Source organism: Chitinolyticbacter meiyuanensis, assembly GCF_008033135.1.
In the GTDB taxonomy this organism is placed as follows: domain Bacteria; phylum Pseudomonadota; class Gammaproteobacteria; order Burkholderiales; family Chitinibacteraceae; genus Chitinolyticbacter; species Chitinolyticbacter meiyuanensis.
The window spans coordinates 2,304,508-2,322,388 of sequence record NZ_CP041335.1; the positions used below are offsets into that span (position 1 = coordinate 2,304,508).

Here is a 17,881-nt window from a genome sequence, read left to right on the forward strand (position 1 = left end):
TACGGGGAGCGCGGGTGAAACAAAAAACCCCCGATCGTTGATCGGGGGCTGGGGGACTGAGGCTCAGTCTTCGCGGCGCATCTGCGGGAACAGGATCACGTCGCGGATGCTCGGTGCATCGGTCAGCAGCATCACCAAGCGGTCGATGCCGATGCCGCAACCACCGGTGGGTGGCAGGCCGTATTCCAGCGCGCGGATGTAGTCGGCGTCGAAGTGCATGGCTTCGTCGTCGCCCTTGTCCTTCAGGTCGACCTGGGCCTGGAAGCGGGCGGCCTGGTCTTCCGGATCGTTCAGCTCCGAATAGCCGTTGGCGTGCTCGCGCCCAACCATGAAGAGCTCGAAGCGCTCAGTGATGCCGGGATTGCCGTCGTTGGCGCGGGCCAACGGCGACACTTCTGCCGGGTAGTCGACGATGAAAGTCGGCTCCCACAGCTTCGCTTCGGTGGTTTCGTCGAATAGGCTCAATTGCAGGCCGCCGATGCCATCAGTCAGCACCGATTTTCCGCCCAGGCGCGCGATCTCGGCCTTGAGCCAGGCGCGATCGTTCAACTGTTCGCTGGTGTACTGCGGGTTGTAGTGCAAGATGGCCTGTTCGATGGTGTAGCGGGCGAACGGCCTGGACAGATCGACCGTCTTGCCCTGGTACTCGACTACCGTGTGGCCCAGCACCTCGCGCGCGGCGTAGCGGATCACGCCTTCGGTGAGGTCCATCATGCGCTGGTAATCGGCGTAGGCCTCGTAGAACTCCATCATGGTGAATTCGGGGTTATGGCGCGTGCTCATCCCCTCGTTTCGGAAGTTGCGGTTGATCTCGAACACCCGCTCCATGCCGCCCACCACCAGGCGCTTCAGGTACAGCTCCGGCGCGATGCGCAGGAACAGCGCCATATCGAGCGCATTGTGGTGCGTGACGAAGGGCTTGGCCGTGGCGCCACCCGGGATCGGGTGCATCATCGGCGTTTCCACTTCCAGATACGCTTCGTTCACCATGAACTCGCGGATCTTCTGCACGATCTTGCTGCGCTTGATGAAGGTATCGCGGCTCTGCTCGCTGACGATCAGATCGACATAACGCTGGCGATACTTCTGCTCCTGGTCGGCCAAGCCGTGGAACTTGTCCGGCAACGGGCGCAGGCTCTTGGTCAACAGGCGCAGCGCCGTCACCTCGACCGACAATTCGCCGGTCTTGGTCTTCATGAGGCGGCCAGTGGCGCCGAGGATGTCGCCCATGTCCCAGGTCTTGAAGCTGGCGTAGACATCCTCACCGACCGCATCGCGGCTGATGTAGAACTGGATGCGGCCCGAGCCGTCCTGCACCGTGGCGAAGCTAGCCTTGCCCATCACGCGTTTGAGCATCATGCGGCCGGCGACGGTGACCTCGACTGCCAGCGCGTCGAGTTCTTCCTTCTCCTGGCTGCCATACTTGGCGTGCAGGTCAGCGGCAAAGTGCTCGCGCTTGAAATCATTGGGGAAGGCCGGGCCGGCTTCGCGCAGCGCCGCAAGCTTGGCGCGGCGCTCGGCCATGATCTGGTTTTCATCCTGGGGCAGGGCTTGTTGTTGTTCGCTCATCGTTGTAATTCCACTGAATAGCTTGAGGGGCGGGTTTACACGCCCTGCTTGAGGCTGGCTTCGATGAAGCCGTCGAGGTCGCCGTCCATCACGCCCTTGAGGTTGCCCACTTCATAATTGGTGCGCAGGTCCTTGATCCGGCTCTGGTCGAACACGTAGGAGCGAATCTGGTGGCCCCAGCCGATGTCGGATTTGCCGGCTTCGAGCGATTGTTGCGCTTCCATGCGCTTGCGCAGTTCCAGCTCGTACAGTTTGGCGCGCAGCATCTTCCAAGCCTCGTCGCGGTTCTTGTGCTGCGAACGGTCGTTCTGGCACTGCACGACGGTATTGGTCGGGATGTGCGTCAGTCGCACCGCCGAGTCGGTCTTGTTGATGTGCTGACCACCGGCGCCGGAGGCGCGGAAGGTATCGGTACGCACGTCGGCCGGATTGATCTCGATCTCGATGCTGTCGTCCACCTCCGGGTAGACGAACACCGAGCAGAACGAGGTGTGGCGGCGCGCGTTCGAATCGAACGGCGACACGCGCACCAAGCGGTGCACGCCGGTTTCGGTGCGCAAGAAGCCGAACGCGTAATCGCCGGATAGCTTGATGGTGGCGCTGGTGATGCCGGCGACTTCGCCTTCGGATTCTTCCAGCACTTCGACGGTAAAGCCCTTGCGTTCGCCGTAGCGCACATACATGCGCAGCAGCATGCCGGCCCAGTCCTGCGCCTCGGTGCCGCCAGCGCCCGACTGGATGTCGATGAAGCAAGGGCTTGGGTCCATCGGGTTGTTGAACATGCGGCGGAATTCGAGCTTGGCGATCTTTTCTTCCAGCGCGGCCGCGTCGGCGGCGATCGCTTCGCAGGTCTCGAAATCATCCTCGCCGCGTGCCATCTCGAAGAGTTCCAGCGCATCCTTTGCGCCACCGGCCACTTCGTCGAGCACTATCACCACGTCTTCCAGCGTCTTGCGCTCGCGACCGATCTCCTGCGCCTTTTTCTGGTCGTTCCACAGCTCGGGGTCTTCCGAGAGCCGAACCACTTCCTCCAGCCGATCGCATTTGGTCGGGTAGTCGAGGTAGCGTTTCAGTTCCTCGGCGCGGTTGGCGAGGTCTTCAAGGTGGGCAACGATCTGGTTGAGCTGTTCGGCTTCCATCACTGGGCTCGGATTGCGCGAAACCCGCGATTATACCAGCGAGCCGGGGAGGCTGTCCGACCGGCGCGGCATGGCGCTTATCCGAAATGCGTCACAGAAGGTTAAGCCCGCCTGTGACGACGGTTTGACCGCGTAGCTCAGCTTGCGACGAGCCGCCCCTTGAGCTCGCGCAACGCTGCCGAGATCATGGCGAGATCGGGCGTGCTCTCGCGCAGCTCGGCCAAAAGGCCGTGCCATTGCAACGTTGCGTTCTCGCTGCCGGAAAGCCAGCGCATCAGGCGCTCGGCGATGTCGCCATTGCTGGTCTGCCAGGCGGCCTGCGCCAAGGCCACGTGCAGCCGCATCAGGTCATCCCGCGCGGCGATGCGTGCCATCGCCTGCCAGCGATTGTCGCGCGGAAGCCGTTCGATGGCACCGGCCAGCCAGTCGAAGGCCAGTGCGTCGCCCAACGCCAGATAGAGCCGCATGCGCTCGGCCAGTGAGCCGGTGTCGCCGGTGCCACGCGCCAGCTCCAAAAAGGGCAGGGCGTAATCGAGCGCCAGCGCTCGCCCGGCGGTGTCGGCTGGAATGCCTGCCGACAGCCAGGCCTCGCGCTTGGCGAGTGCCACGCCCTGCTGCACCAGCCATTCCGGCAATTGCGCTAGGCTGAGCGCGGCGCAGGTGCGCAGGTGATCGAGTGAGGCCGCGTCGAACGCGCCTTGAATCAGCCAGCGCGCTACGCGCTCGGTCTGGCGCCGCGCGCCGAGCAGCAGGCCGTAGACTTCGGCCGTGGGTACGCCACGCGCGACCAGTCCTTCGACCAGTCGCGCCAGCGTTTCGGTTTCCAGCAGCGATTGTGCCTGGTAGAGCGCATCGATGACGCGCGCGGTCTCGCTGCCGGTTTCCTCGGCGAGGCGGAATACACAGGTCACACCGTAGCGGTTGACGATGTGGTTGGTCAGCACGGTGGCGACGATTTCGCGGCGCAACGGGTGTTCGGGCAAGCGATCGCCGAAGCGGGTGACCAGCGTAGCCGGGAAGGCATCGGCCAGCAGCTTGTCCCAGCGCGGCTCGTCTATGAGCTCGCTCGCCAGCAAGGCCTGCTTCATCACGATCTTGGCGTAGGCAAGCAGTACCGACAATTCTGGCCGGGTGAGGCCGATCCCGGCCTGCGCACGGTCCAGGCACAGGCTGTCGCTGGGTAGGTATTCCAGTCGGCGCGACAACTTGCCGTCCTTTTCCAGCTTCTGCATGAAGCGCTGGTGGATGGGCAGCAGCGAGATCGCCTGCTCGGCCTCCAGCGCCACCGCCAGTGTCTGCAGTGTGTTGTCGCGCAGCACCAGCGTGCCGACCTCGGCGGTCATGGCCGCGAGCAGCTCGTTGCGCTGCTTGTCGGTGAGATCACCCGAGGCCTGGATGCGGCCGAGTAGGATCTTGATGTTGACTTCGCGATCCGAGCAGTCGACACCGGCTGAATTGTCAATGGCGTCGGTGTAGAGGCGTCCACCGGCCAGCGCATACTCGACGCGCCCAAGCTGAGTGAAGCCGAGGTTGCCGCCCTCGGCCACCACCTTGGCACGCAGCTCCTTGCCATCGACGCGCACCGCATCGTTGCCTCTATCGTTGGCCTCGGCCTGGCTTTGCGTACTGGCCTTCACATAGGTGCCAATGCCGCCGTTGTAGAGCAGGTCAACCGGTGCCCGGAGAATGGCCTGGATCAACGGGGCCGGCTCGAGTTCGTCCACGTCGATGGCTAGCAACGCCTTGATCTCGGGCGAGAGCTTGATGATGCGCGCATTGCGCGGCCAGATGCCTCCGCCTTGCGAGATCAGCGCGGGGTCATAGTCCTGCCACGACGAGCGTGGCAGCGCGAACAGGCGCTCGCGTTCGGTGAACGAAGCAGCAGGATCGGGGTTGGGATCGATGAAGATATGGCGGTGATCGAACGCGGCAACCAGCTTTACCGCCCGCGAGCGCAGCAGACCGTTGCCGAACACGTCGCCCGACATGTCACCGACACCGGCAATGGTGATGGGATCTTTCGCCACATCGACGCCGATCTCGCTGAAATGGCGCTCCACCGAAATCCATGCACCGCGCGCGGTGATGCCCATCTTCTTGTGGTCATAGCCATTGGCGCCACCGGAAGCGAAGGCATCGTCCAGCCAGAAGCCATAGTCGCGCGATACGGCGTTGGCGATATCGGAAAAGCTGGCCGTGCCCTTGTCCGCCGCGACGACGAGATAGGGATCATCCTCGTCCAGCCGCACCACCTGGGCTGGGGGTGCCACGGCGCCGCCGACCAGGTTGTCGGTGAGATCGAGCAGGCCACGGATGAAGGTCTGGTAGCACTCGATGCCGCGCGCCAGCAGCGCCTCGCGCTCGGCCGGCGGGTGCTTGACCACGAAGCCACCCTTGGAGCCCACCGGCACGATCACCGTGTTCTTCACCATCTGCGCCTTCACCAGCCCGAGCACCTCGGTACGGAAGTCGTCGCGACGGTCGGACCAGCGCAGGCCGCCTCGAGCCACCTTGCCGCCACGCAGATGGATGCCCTCGATCTCGGGTGAGTAGACGAACACTTCGAACAGCGGCACCGGCTGCGGCATGCGCGGTATGCGCGATGGTGCCAGCTTGAACGAAACATAGGGCTTGGGCGCATTGCCCGCCGCCTGGAAGAAATTGGTGCGCAAGCTGGCACGCAACGCGTGCCGGTAGGCAGACAGCACCTTCTCGTCGTCTACGCTGACGAGTGCATCGCTCTCCGCGGCAAGCCGCAGCGCCAATGCGTCGGCAGCCGCGAGATCCTGTGCGGCCGGATCGAACTGCAGGTGGAACAGCTGCACCAGCGCGGCGGCATGGTCAGCGTGGCGCAGCAGGCAATCGGCCACGGTATCGATATCGACATTGAGCCCGATCTGCTTCAGATAGCGGGCGTAGGCGCGCAGCAGCAGGACTTCGCGCCAGGCCAGATGGGCCAGCGGCACCAGCCGGTTGAAGGCATCGTTTTCCACCTGGCCAGCCAGCATGGCGACGAAGGCATCGACGAAGCGCTGCCGCGCGGCGGGGGCTTCGAGCATGCCGGCTGCCGGCAGGCGCAGGCCGACATCGACGATCCAGGCACCACGGCCGTCATCGAAGGCGAGTGCGTAGGGCTTCTCGTCGAGCACCCGCACGCCAAGGTTTTCCAGCAATGGCAGGCAGTCGGATAGCTCGATCGGCCCCGCGCGATACAGCTTGAGCCGCCATAGCCGGGTGTCGCTATGGCTGGCGGCGACGAGCCGGGCGGTGGTGCGTTCACTGCCGAGCACGGTCTCCACCGCGTCGATGTCGTGTACGGCCAGCCGTGGTGCATAGTCGGCGGCATAGGCGGCAGGGAAGGCGCGTTGGTAGCGCTGGTAGCGATCAGACCCCAGTTCCTCGCCGCTGTGCTGCCGCAGTTGCTGGCGCAGTTCGTCCTGCCAGCGCTGCGCCAGCTCGACAATCTGTGATTCCAGCTGGACGGGGTCGTAGTTTGGAATCTGGCCGTGCGGGGTACGCACGATGAAGTGGATGCGTGCCAGCGGCGCATCGGTGAGCAGTACATTGAATTCGGCGCTTTCGCCATCGAGGGCATCGAGCAGCAACCGTTGCACCTTCAGCCGCACGTCGGTGGTGTAGTTGTCGCGCGGCATGTAGAGCAGCATCGATACGTAGCGGCGGTAGATGTCGTCGCGGAAGAAGGTGCGCACGCGCATCCGTTCGTGCAGCGACACGATGCCCTGCACGATGCTGGCGAGCTCCTCCGCGCCGATCTCGATCAGCTCTTCGCGCGGGTAGGTATCGAGCACGTTGAGCAGCGTCTTGCCGCGATGACCGGAGAGATTGACGCCGGAGAGCCGGATCACCTGCTCGATCTTGCGCCGCAGGATGGGCAGTTCGCGCGGCGGCGAGGTGTAGGCGCTGGCGGTGTAGAGGCCCAGCAGCCGGTGTTCGCCGATCACGCTGCCGTCGGCGGCGATGCGCTTGACGCACACCATGTCGAGATAGACCGGTCGGTGGATCACCGAACGCACGTCGGCCTTGGTCAGGATCAGCAGCGTCTGGTTGTTGTAGGCCAGCTCGCGCAGCTCGTCGGTCAGCGAGGCGAAGGTGCGCGATGGTCCGCCGACGCCTTCGTCTCGCAGCAGACCGAGGCCCGAGCCCGGCACGATCATCAGCTGTTTGCCGTAGGCGGTGTCCTCAAAGCGGTACTCGCGACTGCCGAGGAAGACGAATTGCCCCGCCAGCATCCAGTCCAGGAAGGCGAGGCTTTCGGCCAGCTCAGCGTCCGGCAGTGGCGGCGGCGCATCCTGCAGCGCGGCCAGTGTGCTCGACAATGCGCCGGTCATCGCCGGCCAGTCGGCCACCGCCGTTTCCAGTGCCGCCAATGCCTGCGCCACTTCGGCATGCAGCGCATCGAGCTCGCGTCCGTCCGAGGCGCGATCGACCTCGAAGCGCATCCACGATTCAGGCTTGCCCTCGGCGGATAGGCCTTGCCATTGGCCGGCGCCGTCACGGGCGTTGGTCAGCACCGGGTGCATTACCAGATGCACCGCGTGGCCGCGTCGTGCCAGTGCCATCGCCACGGTATCGACGAGGAAGGGCATGTCGTCGGATACCACCTCGACCACGGTGTGGCTGCCCTCCCAGCCATGCTCGGGCAGGCTGGGGTTGTAGACCCGCAACAGCGTCTGGCCCGGCAGGCGCTGCACACCGAAGCGATGGTGCGCGCACGCCGCGCCAATCCAGTCTTCCGGCACGCGGGACTGGAAATCTTCGCGAGCGAGATTACGATGGTATGCGGTCAGGAATTCGCGCAGGCTGTCGGGCGCCATGGCGAGCAGGGGGAGCAGCTCCTGGCTGGTGATCAGGTAACTCATGGGCTGGGGCACATCCTTGTGGGACACGCCTCAATCTATATGCGGGCATCGCGCTTCGCCTTTGGGGTTTTCCGCATTGGGGAAGGCGGCGTGACGCATGGACGGACCGTTCGTTCCGACGGACGCACGGTTTTCTGGTACGACTGACACAGGGAGTGAATATCATCTCATGCTAATATTTGGCAAGAGCAGCTCAAACCCCGGAGAAGCCGAATGCAACAGGCTCGCAACCCGCAACCCCCACCGCGATTGAGCGCCACGCTGGCCGCCTGCCGCGACATGGCGCTGAAGTTGCTCTCCGATTCGCTCGATGGCTATTTCGCAGAGCTTGAGGAGAAGTTCTTCGAGCTGGCGGAGAACACCCACGATCGCGAATTGCGCGATGTGTATTTTGGTGCCCGTACCGAGATCAAGGCCAAGAAGCTCGAGATCATCGGTGCGTTCCGCAACCAGTTCGTCGATGCGTTCAACGAGCGCTGGAGCGGCAACAAGAACCCCGCCAGTGGCTTTTTCAAAGTGGTGGTCGATACCGGCGAGCTCAGCCTCGTCGCCAATGACGACTACGAGGAAAGCCTCACCGCCAGCCGCGTTGCCAATGCACTGAAGCAGAAGGGCGGCGACACGCTGTCCCAGCTCGAGCAGCGCCTGGCCAGCCTGATGCCGCGCGACGAGAACGACGCGATCAACAACCCGCTGAGCCCGGAGGCGATCTGCGAGGCCTTCCTCGCTGCCTGCCGCCAACTGGAAAGCGGCCTATCGGCTCGGCTGGTGGCGCTGCAAGCGTTCGAGACCGCGTTGTCCGACCGCGTGGCCAGCGTCTATCAGAGCGTCAACCAATACCTGATCCAGCAGAACGTGCAGCCGATCGCCACGCGCGGCGTGGTGCGCCGTACTGGACCGCAACAGCCGCAGAGCCAGGGCGCAGGACCGGAAGCGGGCGCTGCACCGGCCATGCCGGACGCCGGTTATGGCACGCCGCAAGGTGGATATCCTGCGGGGAGCGTTGCGCCTGGGATGATGGGGGGCGGTTTTGCTGCCGGTGGCGGGCTCGGTGCTGGTTATGGCATGCCCGCAGCAGGCATGGCCGGTGCCGCAGGCGCGCCCTACATGCCGTCGTATGGCCTCACGGCCGAGCTGGCACAACATTTCGTCCGGTTGGCCACGGGTGAAGCCGAAAGCCGCAGCAACAGTCTGCGGCCGGAGTGGTTTTCCTTCCTCGACAACCTGCAGCACGATCCCCCCGGCGCGACCAACGTACAGGGGCGGCCGGAAAACCTGCTGACCCTGCTGCGCAGCACGCGCTGGGCGGGCGAGTTGGGCCGTGGCGACACGATGACGTTCGATCTCGTCGCCATGCTGTTCGACCGGCTGTTCGAGGATCCGAACCTGCCCAATGTCGCCAAGAAGCTGCTGGCGCGTTTGCAGATCCCCGTGCTCAAGGTGGCGCTGCTCGATACCGGCTTCTTCGCCGACAAGCAGCATCCGGCACGTCGCTTCGTCGACTTGCTGGAAGAAGCCTTCGCGGACAAGGAAGGCGAGCCGGCTGAGGACGACCCGGTGCTGGTGACCTTCACCGATGCGGTGGCCTGGGTGGTCGATCACTACGAGGATGACCTGGGCGCCTTCGATGCCGCGCTGGGCCGGATCGAATCGTTCTACGCCGAACTGGAAGCAGCGGCCGAAGCCCGCACCCGCGACGCAGCCGAAGATCTGATCCAGAACGAGGTGCAGGAGCTGGCCAACGTGACGGCCGGCGCACTCGTCGATGCCCGCTTGCACATCAACCCTGACGCACCGCCGCTGGTACGCGACTTCCTCGCCGTGTGGTGGAAGGGGGCGCTGGCTGCCGCGTATGGGCCGGAAGGCGAAGCGGGAGAAGAGTTCGGGCGCTACGTGCGCGTGATGGATGAGCTGCTGTGGAGCTTGCGCCCCAAGACCACGCCGGAGGAGCGGCTGCAGCTGGTGAACACGCTGCCGGCCATGCTGAAGGCGCTGGAGCAGGGTGCGCGCCGCGCAGGGATCAGCCCCGACGCGTCCAAGGAGTTCTTCTCACAACTGGTGCAGTGCCATGCGCTCGCCATTCGCAGCGGATTGCGCGCGGCCAGCGAGCCGGCGCCGCAAGCGCCAAGCGAAGGTACCGTTGTGGCGCAACCGGTCGCGGTACAACCAACGCCGGTAGTGCAGGCGACTGCCTCGGCGCCGCAACCGATGCCGGCATCGGTCAATCCGGTCGGCATCCAGCGTGGCGACTGGGTGACGTGGGAAAGCGACGACAACCGTACGGTGCGGTTGCGCCTGTCGTGGCTCAGCCCGCAAGGTACCCGGTTCCTCTTCACCAACCGCCAAGGCGAGAATGGCCTCACGCTGACGCGGCTGGAGCTCGATACCCATCTCGATTCCGGCCGCTTGCGGCTGGTGGAGGTGGAGGAAAGCGCGACCGATCGGGCCCTCAACCAACTCCGCGAACAGCTGGGCGCGTAATCCCGGCACAGAGCACACTTTGTACATGTACAAACGGGGCGCCTTGGCGCCCCGCTTTTTTGCCATGACCCCGTAGTCGGGGTAAGGCATCAGATACCGCGCAGCAGCTCGTTGATGCCGACCTTGCCACGGGTCTTCTCGTCGACCTTCTTCACGATCACCGCGCAGTAGAGGCTGTAGCTGCCATCCTTGGACGGCAGGTTGCCCGACACCACCACCGAGCCGGCGGGGATGCGGCCGTAGCTGACTTCACCGGTTTCGCGATCGTAGATCTTGGTGGATTGGCCGATGTACACGCCCATCGAGATCACCGAGCCTTCCTCGACGATCACGCCTTCGACCACTTCCGAGCGGGCGCCGATGAAGCAGTTGTCCTCGATGATGGTGGGGTTGGCCTGCAGCGGCTCCAGCACGCCGCCGATGCCGACGCCACCGGACAGGTGCACGTTCTTGCCGATCTGGGCGCAGGAGCCGACGGTGGCCCAGGTATCGACCATGGTGCCTTCGTCGACATAGGCGCCGATGTTCACGTACGACGGCATCAGCACCACGTTCTTGGCAACGAAGGAGCCCTTGCGCGCCACGGCGTTCGGTACCACGCGGAAGCCGCCAGCGCGGAAGTCCGCTTCGGTGTAGTCGGCGAACTTGCTCGGCACCTTGTCGAAGTACTGGGTGCAGCCGCCGGCCAGTGGCACGTTGTCGTTGATGCGGAACGACAGCAGCACCGCCTTCTTGATCCACTGATGGGTCTGCCAGTCGCCGGCAATCTTCTCGGCGACGCGCAGCTTGCCGGTGTCGAGGCCATTGATGACTTCGTTGATGGCATCGCGCAGCTCGGCGGAGACGGAGGCCGGCGTGATGTCCGCGCGGTTTTCGAACGCGGTTTCGATGACGTTTTGCAGGCTCATGGTGGTTCCTGGTTGGGGATGATTTACAGGCGGCCGACGAGGCGCACGATGCGCTCGGCGGCGTCGATACAATCGGCCAGCGGGGCTACGAGGGCGATGCGCACGTAGCCGGCGCCCGGATTCACGCCGTGGGCTTCGCGGGCGAGGAAGCTGCCCGGCAGTACGGTCACGTGCTCCTCGGCATACAGCCGGCGCGCGAAATCGGTGTCGGACAGGCCGGAGGGCGTCTTCGCCCACAGGTAGAAGGCGGCATCGGGCAAGGACACCTCGAGCACCTGGCCGAGCTTGGCGGTCACGGCCTCGAATTTGGCGGCGTACTGCAGCCGGTTGTACTCGACGTGGGCCTCGTCATTCCAGGCTGCCGCACTGGCGGCCTGCACGGTGGGGCTCATCGCGCAGCCATGGTAGGTGCGATAGAGCAGAAACTGCTCGAGCACCTTGGCGTCGCCGGCAACGAAGCCCGAGCGCAGGCCGGGCACGTTGGAGCGCTTGGACAGCGACGAGAACATCACGATACGGCTGAAATCGCGACCGAGCTTGATCGCGGCTTCCAGGCCGCCCAATGGCTTGTCACGACCGAAGTAGATTTCCGAGTAGCACTCATCGCTGGCGATCACGAAACCGTAGCGATCGGACAGCGCGAACAGCGTGCGCCAGTCGTCCAGGCTGGCCACCGCACCGGTCGGATTGCCTGGCGTGCAGACATAGACCAACTGCGTGCGCGCCCAGACTGCTTCGGGCACGCTGTCCCAGTCTGGCTGGAAGCGGTTTGCCGCGAGGCAGTTCACGTAATAGGGTTCGGCTCCGGCCAGCAGTGCCGCACCCTCGTAGATCTGGTAGAACGGGTTGGGCGAGATCACCACCGGCTGCGGCGCGGTCGGGTCGATCACTGCCTGGGCGAAGGCGAACAGCGCTTCACGGCTGCCGTTGACCGGTACCACTTCGGTGGCCGGGTTGGGGGCGGCGATGCCATAGCGTTGCGCAATCCAGCGCGAGATGCTCTGGCGCAGCGCATCCGAACCCAGTGTGGCCGGGTAGGCGGCAAGACCATCCAGATTGTCGACCAGCGCATCCTTCACCAACTGCGGCGTCGGATGCTTGGGTTCCCCGATCGACAGGTTGACGTGGCTCAGCGCCGGATTGGGCGTGAGGCCGGCAAACAGTTCACGCAACTTCTGGAACGGGTAGGGATGCAGCTCGGCAAGGCGCGGCGACATGGCAGCAGGCGTAGGGGAAAACGCCGATTATAGCGGCGCGGACATCTTGCCGTAACCCGCGATGCACGCACTGTATGGCTCAGCGCCCGCCGCTACGCACTGCCGGTGCGTATGGATTGAAGCAGATATGGCGCAGCGACGGTGCCCTCTAGCGAGTTGATGCCGGGGATTACTCCGTGACCAGTGGCGCGAAATATTGCTTCAGTTTCTGCACTTTGGGCGCTGCCACGGCCATGCAATACGGCTGATTGGGGTGTTGGTTGTAATAGTTCTGATGGTGATCCTCGGCCGGATAGAAGGTCGGGGCAGCGACCAGCTCGGTCACGATGGGCACCGGCAGGCTGCTGGCGAGGCCCGCCAGCGTATGCTTGGCAACCACTTCCTGCTGCAACGTATGCCAGTAGATGGCCGAACGGTACTGCGTGCCGACGTCATTGCCTTGGCGATTCAGCGTGGTCGGATCGTGAATGGTGAAGAAAATGTCGAGTAGTGTCTCGTAGCTGACCACGGCCGGATCGAAGTGGAGCTGGACCGCCTCGGCATGGCCGGTGCTTCCCTCGCACACGCTGCGATAGTCCGGATCGGGCACATGGCCACCGATGTAGCCAGATACCACGCGTTCGACGCCGCGCACGCGCTGGAATACCGCCTCCAGGCACCAGAAACAGCCACCGGCCAGGGTTGCGATCTCGCTCATGATTGCTTCTCCTTGGATTGCGAAGTGCGCGTTAGTGGCACGTGGAAGCCAGATGGGGCCATGCACCCCCAATGCCAAGCTTGGCGCCGCCAGCAAAACCCCAGCGCAGCGGTTCTGGCAGGAGGTGCGAAACGGTCTGAGGGTCGGTCCGGACTTCGGTCAATTTAGATGCTACAAGACGTACGGCAAGGGAGCGCGACGTAGTCCGACGGGTTTTGTTTGCGTCTCTTAGTGCTCGCGCCAGCCCTTGAGCAGTACCAGCACCGCGCCACTGCCGCCGTCGACCGAGCGGGCCTGAGCAAAGGCCAGTACTTCGTCGCGCTGCGCCAGCCAGTTCTTCAGTTTGAGCTTGAGCACCGGCTGCTTCTGCTTCGAGCCCAGACCCTTGCCATGGATGACCCGCACGCAGCGATGGTTGCGGTGGCGGCAGCCCAACAGGAATTCGGCAACCGCCAGCCGCCCGGTGTCGACGGTATGGCCATGCAGGTCGAGCTCTGCCTGTACCACCCATTCGCCACGACGCAACCGCTTGAGCGTGTCGAGTTTCATGCCTGGCCGCAGGTAGAGCAGTTCCTCGCCGCTTTCCAGCTCATCCCAAGGCCAGAAATCGCTCATCGCCTCGGACATCACGCGCGCTTCGTCCTGCCAGCGTTGCAGCGGCCAGGGGCTGGGCCGCTTGGGTGGGTGGATGTAGCGATCCCAGCTGATGGGCTTGGCACCCGCCACCGCGGCGAGGAACAGCTCGTGATCGCTCGGTGGTGGTGGCGTTGCCGGCCGCACGACCGGCGCGGGTACCGCGCGCAGCGTTTTCTTCAGTTGCTTGAGCAGGCGCTTGGCGTCGTCGTCCATGCCAGGGCGTCCGGGATTGAGGTGCGCCTAGGTTAGCACGGGCCACGGCGCCGCCAGCGGCAGGGCGATACGCACGGTGAGGCCGCCGCCGGGAGAGTCGTCGAGTTGTACCTGTGCCTGATGGCGGGCGGCGACCTCCGCGACGATGGCAAGGCCCAGGCCGCTGCCGTCACCCTGCGCGGTGGAGCCGCGGTGAAAGCGTGAAAACACCAGCTCCCGTTCGGCAGGCGGGATGCCTGGCCCGTTGTCCACCACCACGATCACGGCGCATTCCGCGTCACGCTCGACGCTCAGCGTGATGGCGCTGCCAGGACCGGCGTAGCGGATGGCGTTGTCGATCAGGTTGCCGACCATGTCCTGCAGCAGTGAAGGATGGCTGCGCACCAGCAGGCTGGCGCAGTCGCCAAGGCCCAGGTCGACGCCCTGGCGCCGTGCCAGGGCCACCCAGTCGAGCGCGCATTGCCGTAGCGCGGCCGAGAGGTCGAGCACCGTCAGCGGCAGCGGGCCAGTGGCATCCTGTTCCAGCCTGGCCAGTTTCAGCAGCTGGCCGACGCCGTGCGATGCATCCTCCAGCGAGCGGCGCATGGTGCCGAGGCGGCCGCGCATGCTGCGGCTGTCCGGTTCGCGTTCGGCGAGCTCGGCCTGGGCGGTCAGTACCGCCAAGGGGGTCTTCAACTGGTGGGCGGCATCGGTGAAGAAGCGCTGCCGCGCCTTCAACATGCGCCGCAGCCGTTCCAGGTACTGGTTGAGCGCCGCCACCAGCGGCATGAGTTCTTCCGGGCGCTGCTGGGTGGGGAAGGGCGCGAGGTCATCCTCGCCGCGCCCGCGCACTTCCCGGGTGAGTAGCCACAGCGGCGCCAGACCACGCCGCAGGGCGGCGAGCACGATGGCGGTCATCAGTGCCATCAGCAGACCCTGGCGCCACAGCGCGTCGAGCAGCATGCTGCGGGCAAAGGCGCGGCGCAGCTCGCCGCTTTCGCCGACGATGACCCAGACCACGCGCGAGGGCATGGCCGCTACCGCGTGTACCGGTTGGCGCATCGCGATCAGCCGCAGCCGCTCACCGTGGTAGTCGGCATCGTAGTAGCGCGGCTGATAGAGCTCTGGCGCCGGGCCTTCCGGGTGCGGCAGGTCGCCATAGCCGGTGAGCAGCAGGCCGCGCTCGTCGCTAATGCGGTAGAACACCCGCACCGCTGCGCTGTCGTCGAAGTATTCGAGCGCCTCATGCGGCAAGGCCACATGCAGCTCGCCACGGCGTAGGGAGATACCGTCGAGGATGCTGCGTGCCGAGGCATACAGCGTGCGATCGAACCCGGTGTAGGCACCTTCCAGCGCCCGGTGATAGACGATGACCGCGTCGAGCACCAGCACCAGCAGCATCGGCAGCAGCAAGGCGACCGCCAGGCGCCGCCGCAGGCTGCGCGGGGTCATGCTGCCGCTTGCGCTTCGAGCATGTAGCCGATGCCACGCAGGGTGACGATGCCGACATCGGCGTCGCTGAGCTTGCGGCGTAGCCGGTGTACATAGATCTCGATCGCTTCGGCACTGCCCGATTCCATGCCGAACACCTGGTCGGTCAGCGTTTCCTTGGCCACCGCGCGGCCGGCGCGCAGCATCAAGAGCTCCAGCACCGAGTGCTCGCGTGGCGTGAGCGCCAGCGGGCTGCCCTTGAGCGTGAACAGCCGGCCCAGTGTGTCGTAGCCGAGCGAGCCGTAGGCCAGCTGGGCCTGTTCCAGCCCATGGGCGCGGCGGATCAGCGCGCGGGCGCGGGCTTCCAGCTCGGCGAGCTCGAACGGTTTGGCGAGATAGTCGTCGGCACCGAGATCGAGACCGCGCACCCGGTCTTCGATGGCACCGTGGGCGGTCAGGATCAGCACCGGCACGCGATTGCGCCGGTTGCGCAGACGGCGCAATACCTCCCAGCCATCGAGCCGGGGCAATGCGAGATCGAGCACGACCAGTTGATAGGACTGGGTGAGCAGTACATGGTCGGCTTCGGCACCATCGACCGCGTGATCGACTGCGAAGCCTGCCTGCTTCAGCGCCGTGACGATGGCTTCTGCCAGGGTCTTGTGATCTTCAACCAGCAGGATGCGCATGGCAGGGCTCCGGGGTGAGGCTGCGGCGAATGTGAACGAAAGGTTTCATCCTTGCTACTGCCTTCAGTCGCGGCCAGATGGTGCGCTGGTTGAAAGCGGATTGCAGGTTAAGTTGCATTACGATGTATGAAAAAGTGGATGCGTATTCTGCCACCGGAGCGCGCATGCCCTTGCTTTTCCCCTGTTCACGCCACCCGTTGCTGGCAGCGCTGAGCATTCCCTTGTTGTTGCTGCTGACCACGATCGCGTTGCTGGCGCTGCCCTCACCCGAAAAAGCGCTGTATCACCAAGCGCGCGAGGAAGGCCGCCTGCTGATCTATTCGGTGACCGACGCGCAGCGCGTGGCCCCACTGATCGCCCGCTTCACGGCCCGCTACCCCGGCATCGACGTCATCTATCGCGAGATGGGCAGCCTCGCCATGCACCGCCGCTTCCTCGACGACCTGACGCATCGCCACGCCGGCGCCGACCTGCTGTGGAGTTCGGCGATGGATCTGCAGATCAAGCTGGTGAACGATGGCCATACCCAGCCTTATCGCAGCCGCGAGCGCGCGGCATTGCCGGAATGGGCGAACTACCGCGACCAGGCCTGGGCCACCACCTTCGAGCCGGTGGTGATCGCCTACCATCGAAAGCGCCTGCCGGAGGCCCAGGTGCCGCACAGCCATCTCGCGCTGGCGCGGCTGCTGCAGGCGCAGCCGGCACGCTGGCGCGGTCGCATTGCCACCTATGACATCGAGCGCTCAGCGGTCGGTTTCAGCTTCCTGGCACAGGACGAGCGCATCGGCGGCGAGGCGATCTGGCAACTGGTGCGCCGGCTGGGCGCAGCCGATGTACGCCTGAGTACCACCACCGAGGCAATGGTCGATGCGCTGGCCAGCGGCGAGGTCGACCTCGTCTACAACGCGATCGGTTCGTACGTGCTGGCGCACGCGCAACGCAATCCGGACATCGGCTTCGTATTCCCGCGTGACTACACGCTGGTGATGAGCCGCATCGCAGTGATCCCACGTACCGCGCCGCATCCGAACGCGGCCCGGTTGTGGCTGGATTTCCTGCTGTCGCGCGAGGGCCAGCAGTTGCTCAGCGCCCAGCAGCTGTTGTCGATCCGGTACGACAGCGACGACGCACTCGGCGCGAGCGGCCTTGCCAAGGTACTGGGCGACAGCCTCAAGCCGATCCAGCCGGGGCTGGGCTTGCTGGCTTTCCAGGACCAGCGCAACCGGGCGGCATTGCTGGAGCGCTGGCGACGCGAAATCGGCCATCGCTGAGTGCTGTCGGGATGAGTGGCGCAAAACCAAGGTTGAACGTCAAATCAGTGTTGGGAAACAGACAGCTTCGATTCGGATACTGGCGCCTCCTTCGCCATGCTGCGGAGCAACACCACAAGGAGATTCCCATGCAGAAGCTGTTCGACGGTACCCGCCGTTTCCGCACCGATACCTTCCCACGTCGCCGCGAATTGTTCGACCGACTCTCGGCGCAGCAGCAGCCGGAAGTGCTGTTCATCACCTGCTCCGATTCGCGCATCGATCCCAACCTGCTGACCCACACCGAACCCGGCGATATCTTCGTGCTGCGCAACGCCGGCAACATCGTGCCGCCGCACGGCGCCAGCAGCGGCGGCGAGGAGGCGACCATCGACTACGCGGTGCAGGTGCTGGGCGTGGCGCACATCGTGGTCTGCGGCCATTCCGATTGCGGGGCGATGAAGGGCCTGCTGCACCCGGAAAAGCTCGATGAACTGCCCACGGTCGGCCGCTGGCTGGCCCATGCCGAGGCCACCCGTAGCGTGGTGCGCTGCACCTGCCATGATCGGCCGGATCATGAAAAGCTCGATGAAGCGATCCGCCAGAATGTCCGGGTGCAACTCAACCACCTGCGCACCATCCCGTCAGTGAATGCCCGTCTGGCTCAGGGCCGGCTGCAGCTCCATGGCTGGGTGTACGACATCGCCTCGGGCCAGGTCCATGTGGTCGACGAGCTCACCGGTCGCTACATCGCCAGTGCCGATGCGGCGCTGGCCACCAACTGAGGGCCGG

At 64.9% G+C, this 17,881-nt stretch carries 12 protein-coding genes; 3 read left to right on the plus strand and 9 right to left on the minus strand.

Annotated elements, in window-relative coordinates; genetic code table 11:
• Positions 1–63: 63 nt before the first annotated feature.
• From lysS to FLM21_RS11030, 3 genes are all read right to left on the minus strand, one after another.
• Complete coding sequence (lysS, locus tag FLM21_RS11020) at positions 64–1,569, minus strand: lysine--tRNA ligase (RefSeq protein WP_148715614.1); 1,506 nt, start codon at positions 1,567–1,569, stop codon at positions 64–66.
• A 35-nt stretch (positions 1,570–1,604) separates the two neighbouring features.
• The gene (prfB, locus tag FLM21_RS11025; protein ID WP_148715615.1) at positions 1,605–2,708 is read right to left on the minus strand and encodes a peptide chain release factor 2; all 1,104 of its coding nucleotides are present in this window, start codon (positions 2,706–2,708) and stop codon (positions 1,605–1,607) included.
• A gap of 137 nt (positions 2,709–2,845) precedes the next feature.
• Positions 2,846–7,588 carry an NAD-glutamate dehydrogenase gene (locus tag FLM21_RS11030; protein ID WP_148715616.1) on the minus strand — a complete coding sequence of 1,581 codons (4,743 nt, stop codon included), beginning with the start codon at positions 7,586–7,588 and terminating at the stop codon, positions 2,846–2,848.
• A 213-nt stretch (positions 7,589–7,801) separates the two neighbouring features.
• Between FLM21_RS11030 and FLM21_RS11035 the strand changes: the two genes are divergently transcribed.
• The gene (locus FLM21_RS11035) at positions 7,802–10,069 is read left to right on the plus strand and encodes a DUF1631 family protein (RefSeq protein WP_148715617.1); all 2,268 of its coding nucleotides are present in this window, start codon (positions 7,802–7,804) and stop codon (positions 10,067–10,069) included.
• An 89-nt stretch (positions 10,070–10,158) separates the two neighbouring features.
• On the opposite strand, the gene dapD is transcribed toward FLM21_RS11035, so the two are convergent.
• The 6 genes from dapD to FLM21_RS11065 form a co-directional block, all read right to left on the minus strand.
• Entirely contained in the window at positions 10,159–10,977 is an 819-nt protein-coding gene (dapD, locus tag FLM21_RS11040) for a 2,3,4,5-tetrahydropyridine-2,6-dicarboxylate N-succinyltransferase (protein WP_148715618.1), read from the minus strand.
• 23 nt (positions 10,978–11,000) lie between these two features.
• Positions 11,001–12,194, minus strand: a complete 1,194-nt coding sequence (dapC, locus tag FLM21_RS11045) for a succinyldiaminopimelate transaminase (protein WP_148715619.1) — start codon at positions 12,192–12,194, stop codon at positions 11,001–11,003.
• A gap of 169 nt (positions 12,195–12,363) precedes the next feature.
• Positions 12,364–12,891: a peptide-methionine (S)-S-oxide reductase MsrA gene (msrA, locus tag FLM21_RS11050; protein ID WP_222846680.1), complete on the minus strand. Its 528-nt coding sequence runs from the start codon at positions 12,889–12,891 to the stop codon at positions 12,364–12,366.
• 228 nt (positions 12,892–13,119) lie between these two features.
• Positions 13,120–13,740 carry a Smr/MutS family protein gene (locus tag FLM21_RS11055; RefSeq protein WP_148715620.1) on the minus strand — a complete coding sequence of 207 codons (621 nt, stop codon included), beginning with the start codon at positions 13,738–13,740 and terminating at the stop codon, positions 13,120–13,122.
• Positions 13,741–13,767: 27 nt separating this feature from the next.
• Positions 13,768–15,171: a sensor histidine kinase gene (locus tag FLM21_RS11060; RefSeq protein ID WP_148715621.1), complete on the minus strand. Its 1,404-nt coding sequence runs from the start codon at positions 15,169–15,171 to the stop codon at positions 13,768–13,770.
• A complete protein-coding gene (locus FLM21_RS11065) occupies positions 15,168–15,839 on the minus strand; it encodes a response regulator (protein ID WP_148715622.1) in 672 nt (223 codons plus the stop codon). Before FLM21_RS11065 ends, FLM21_RS11060 begins: the two co-directional genes overlap by 4 nt.
• Positions 15,840–16,003: 164 nt before the next feature.
• Here FLM21_RS11065 and FLM21_RS11070 point away from each other — a divergent pair, with 164 nt between their 5' ends.
• Positions 16,004–17,110 carry an ABC transporter substrate-binding protein gene (locus FLM21_RS11070; protein ID WP_148715623.1) on the plus strand — a complete coding sequence of 369 codons (1,107 nt, stop codon included), beginning with the start codon at positions 16,004–16,006 and terminating at the stop codon, positions 17,108–17,110.
• 128 nt (positions 17,111–17,238) lie between these two features.
• On the plus strand, positions 17,239–17,874 hold the full coding sequence (locus FLM21_RS11075; RefSeq protein WP_148715624.1) for a carbonic anhydrase: 636 nt from the start codon (positions 17,239–17,241) through the stop codon (positions 17,872–17,874).
• The last annotated feature ends 7 nt before the right edge of the window (positions 17,875–17,881 follow it).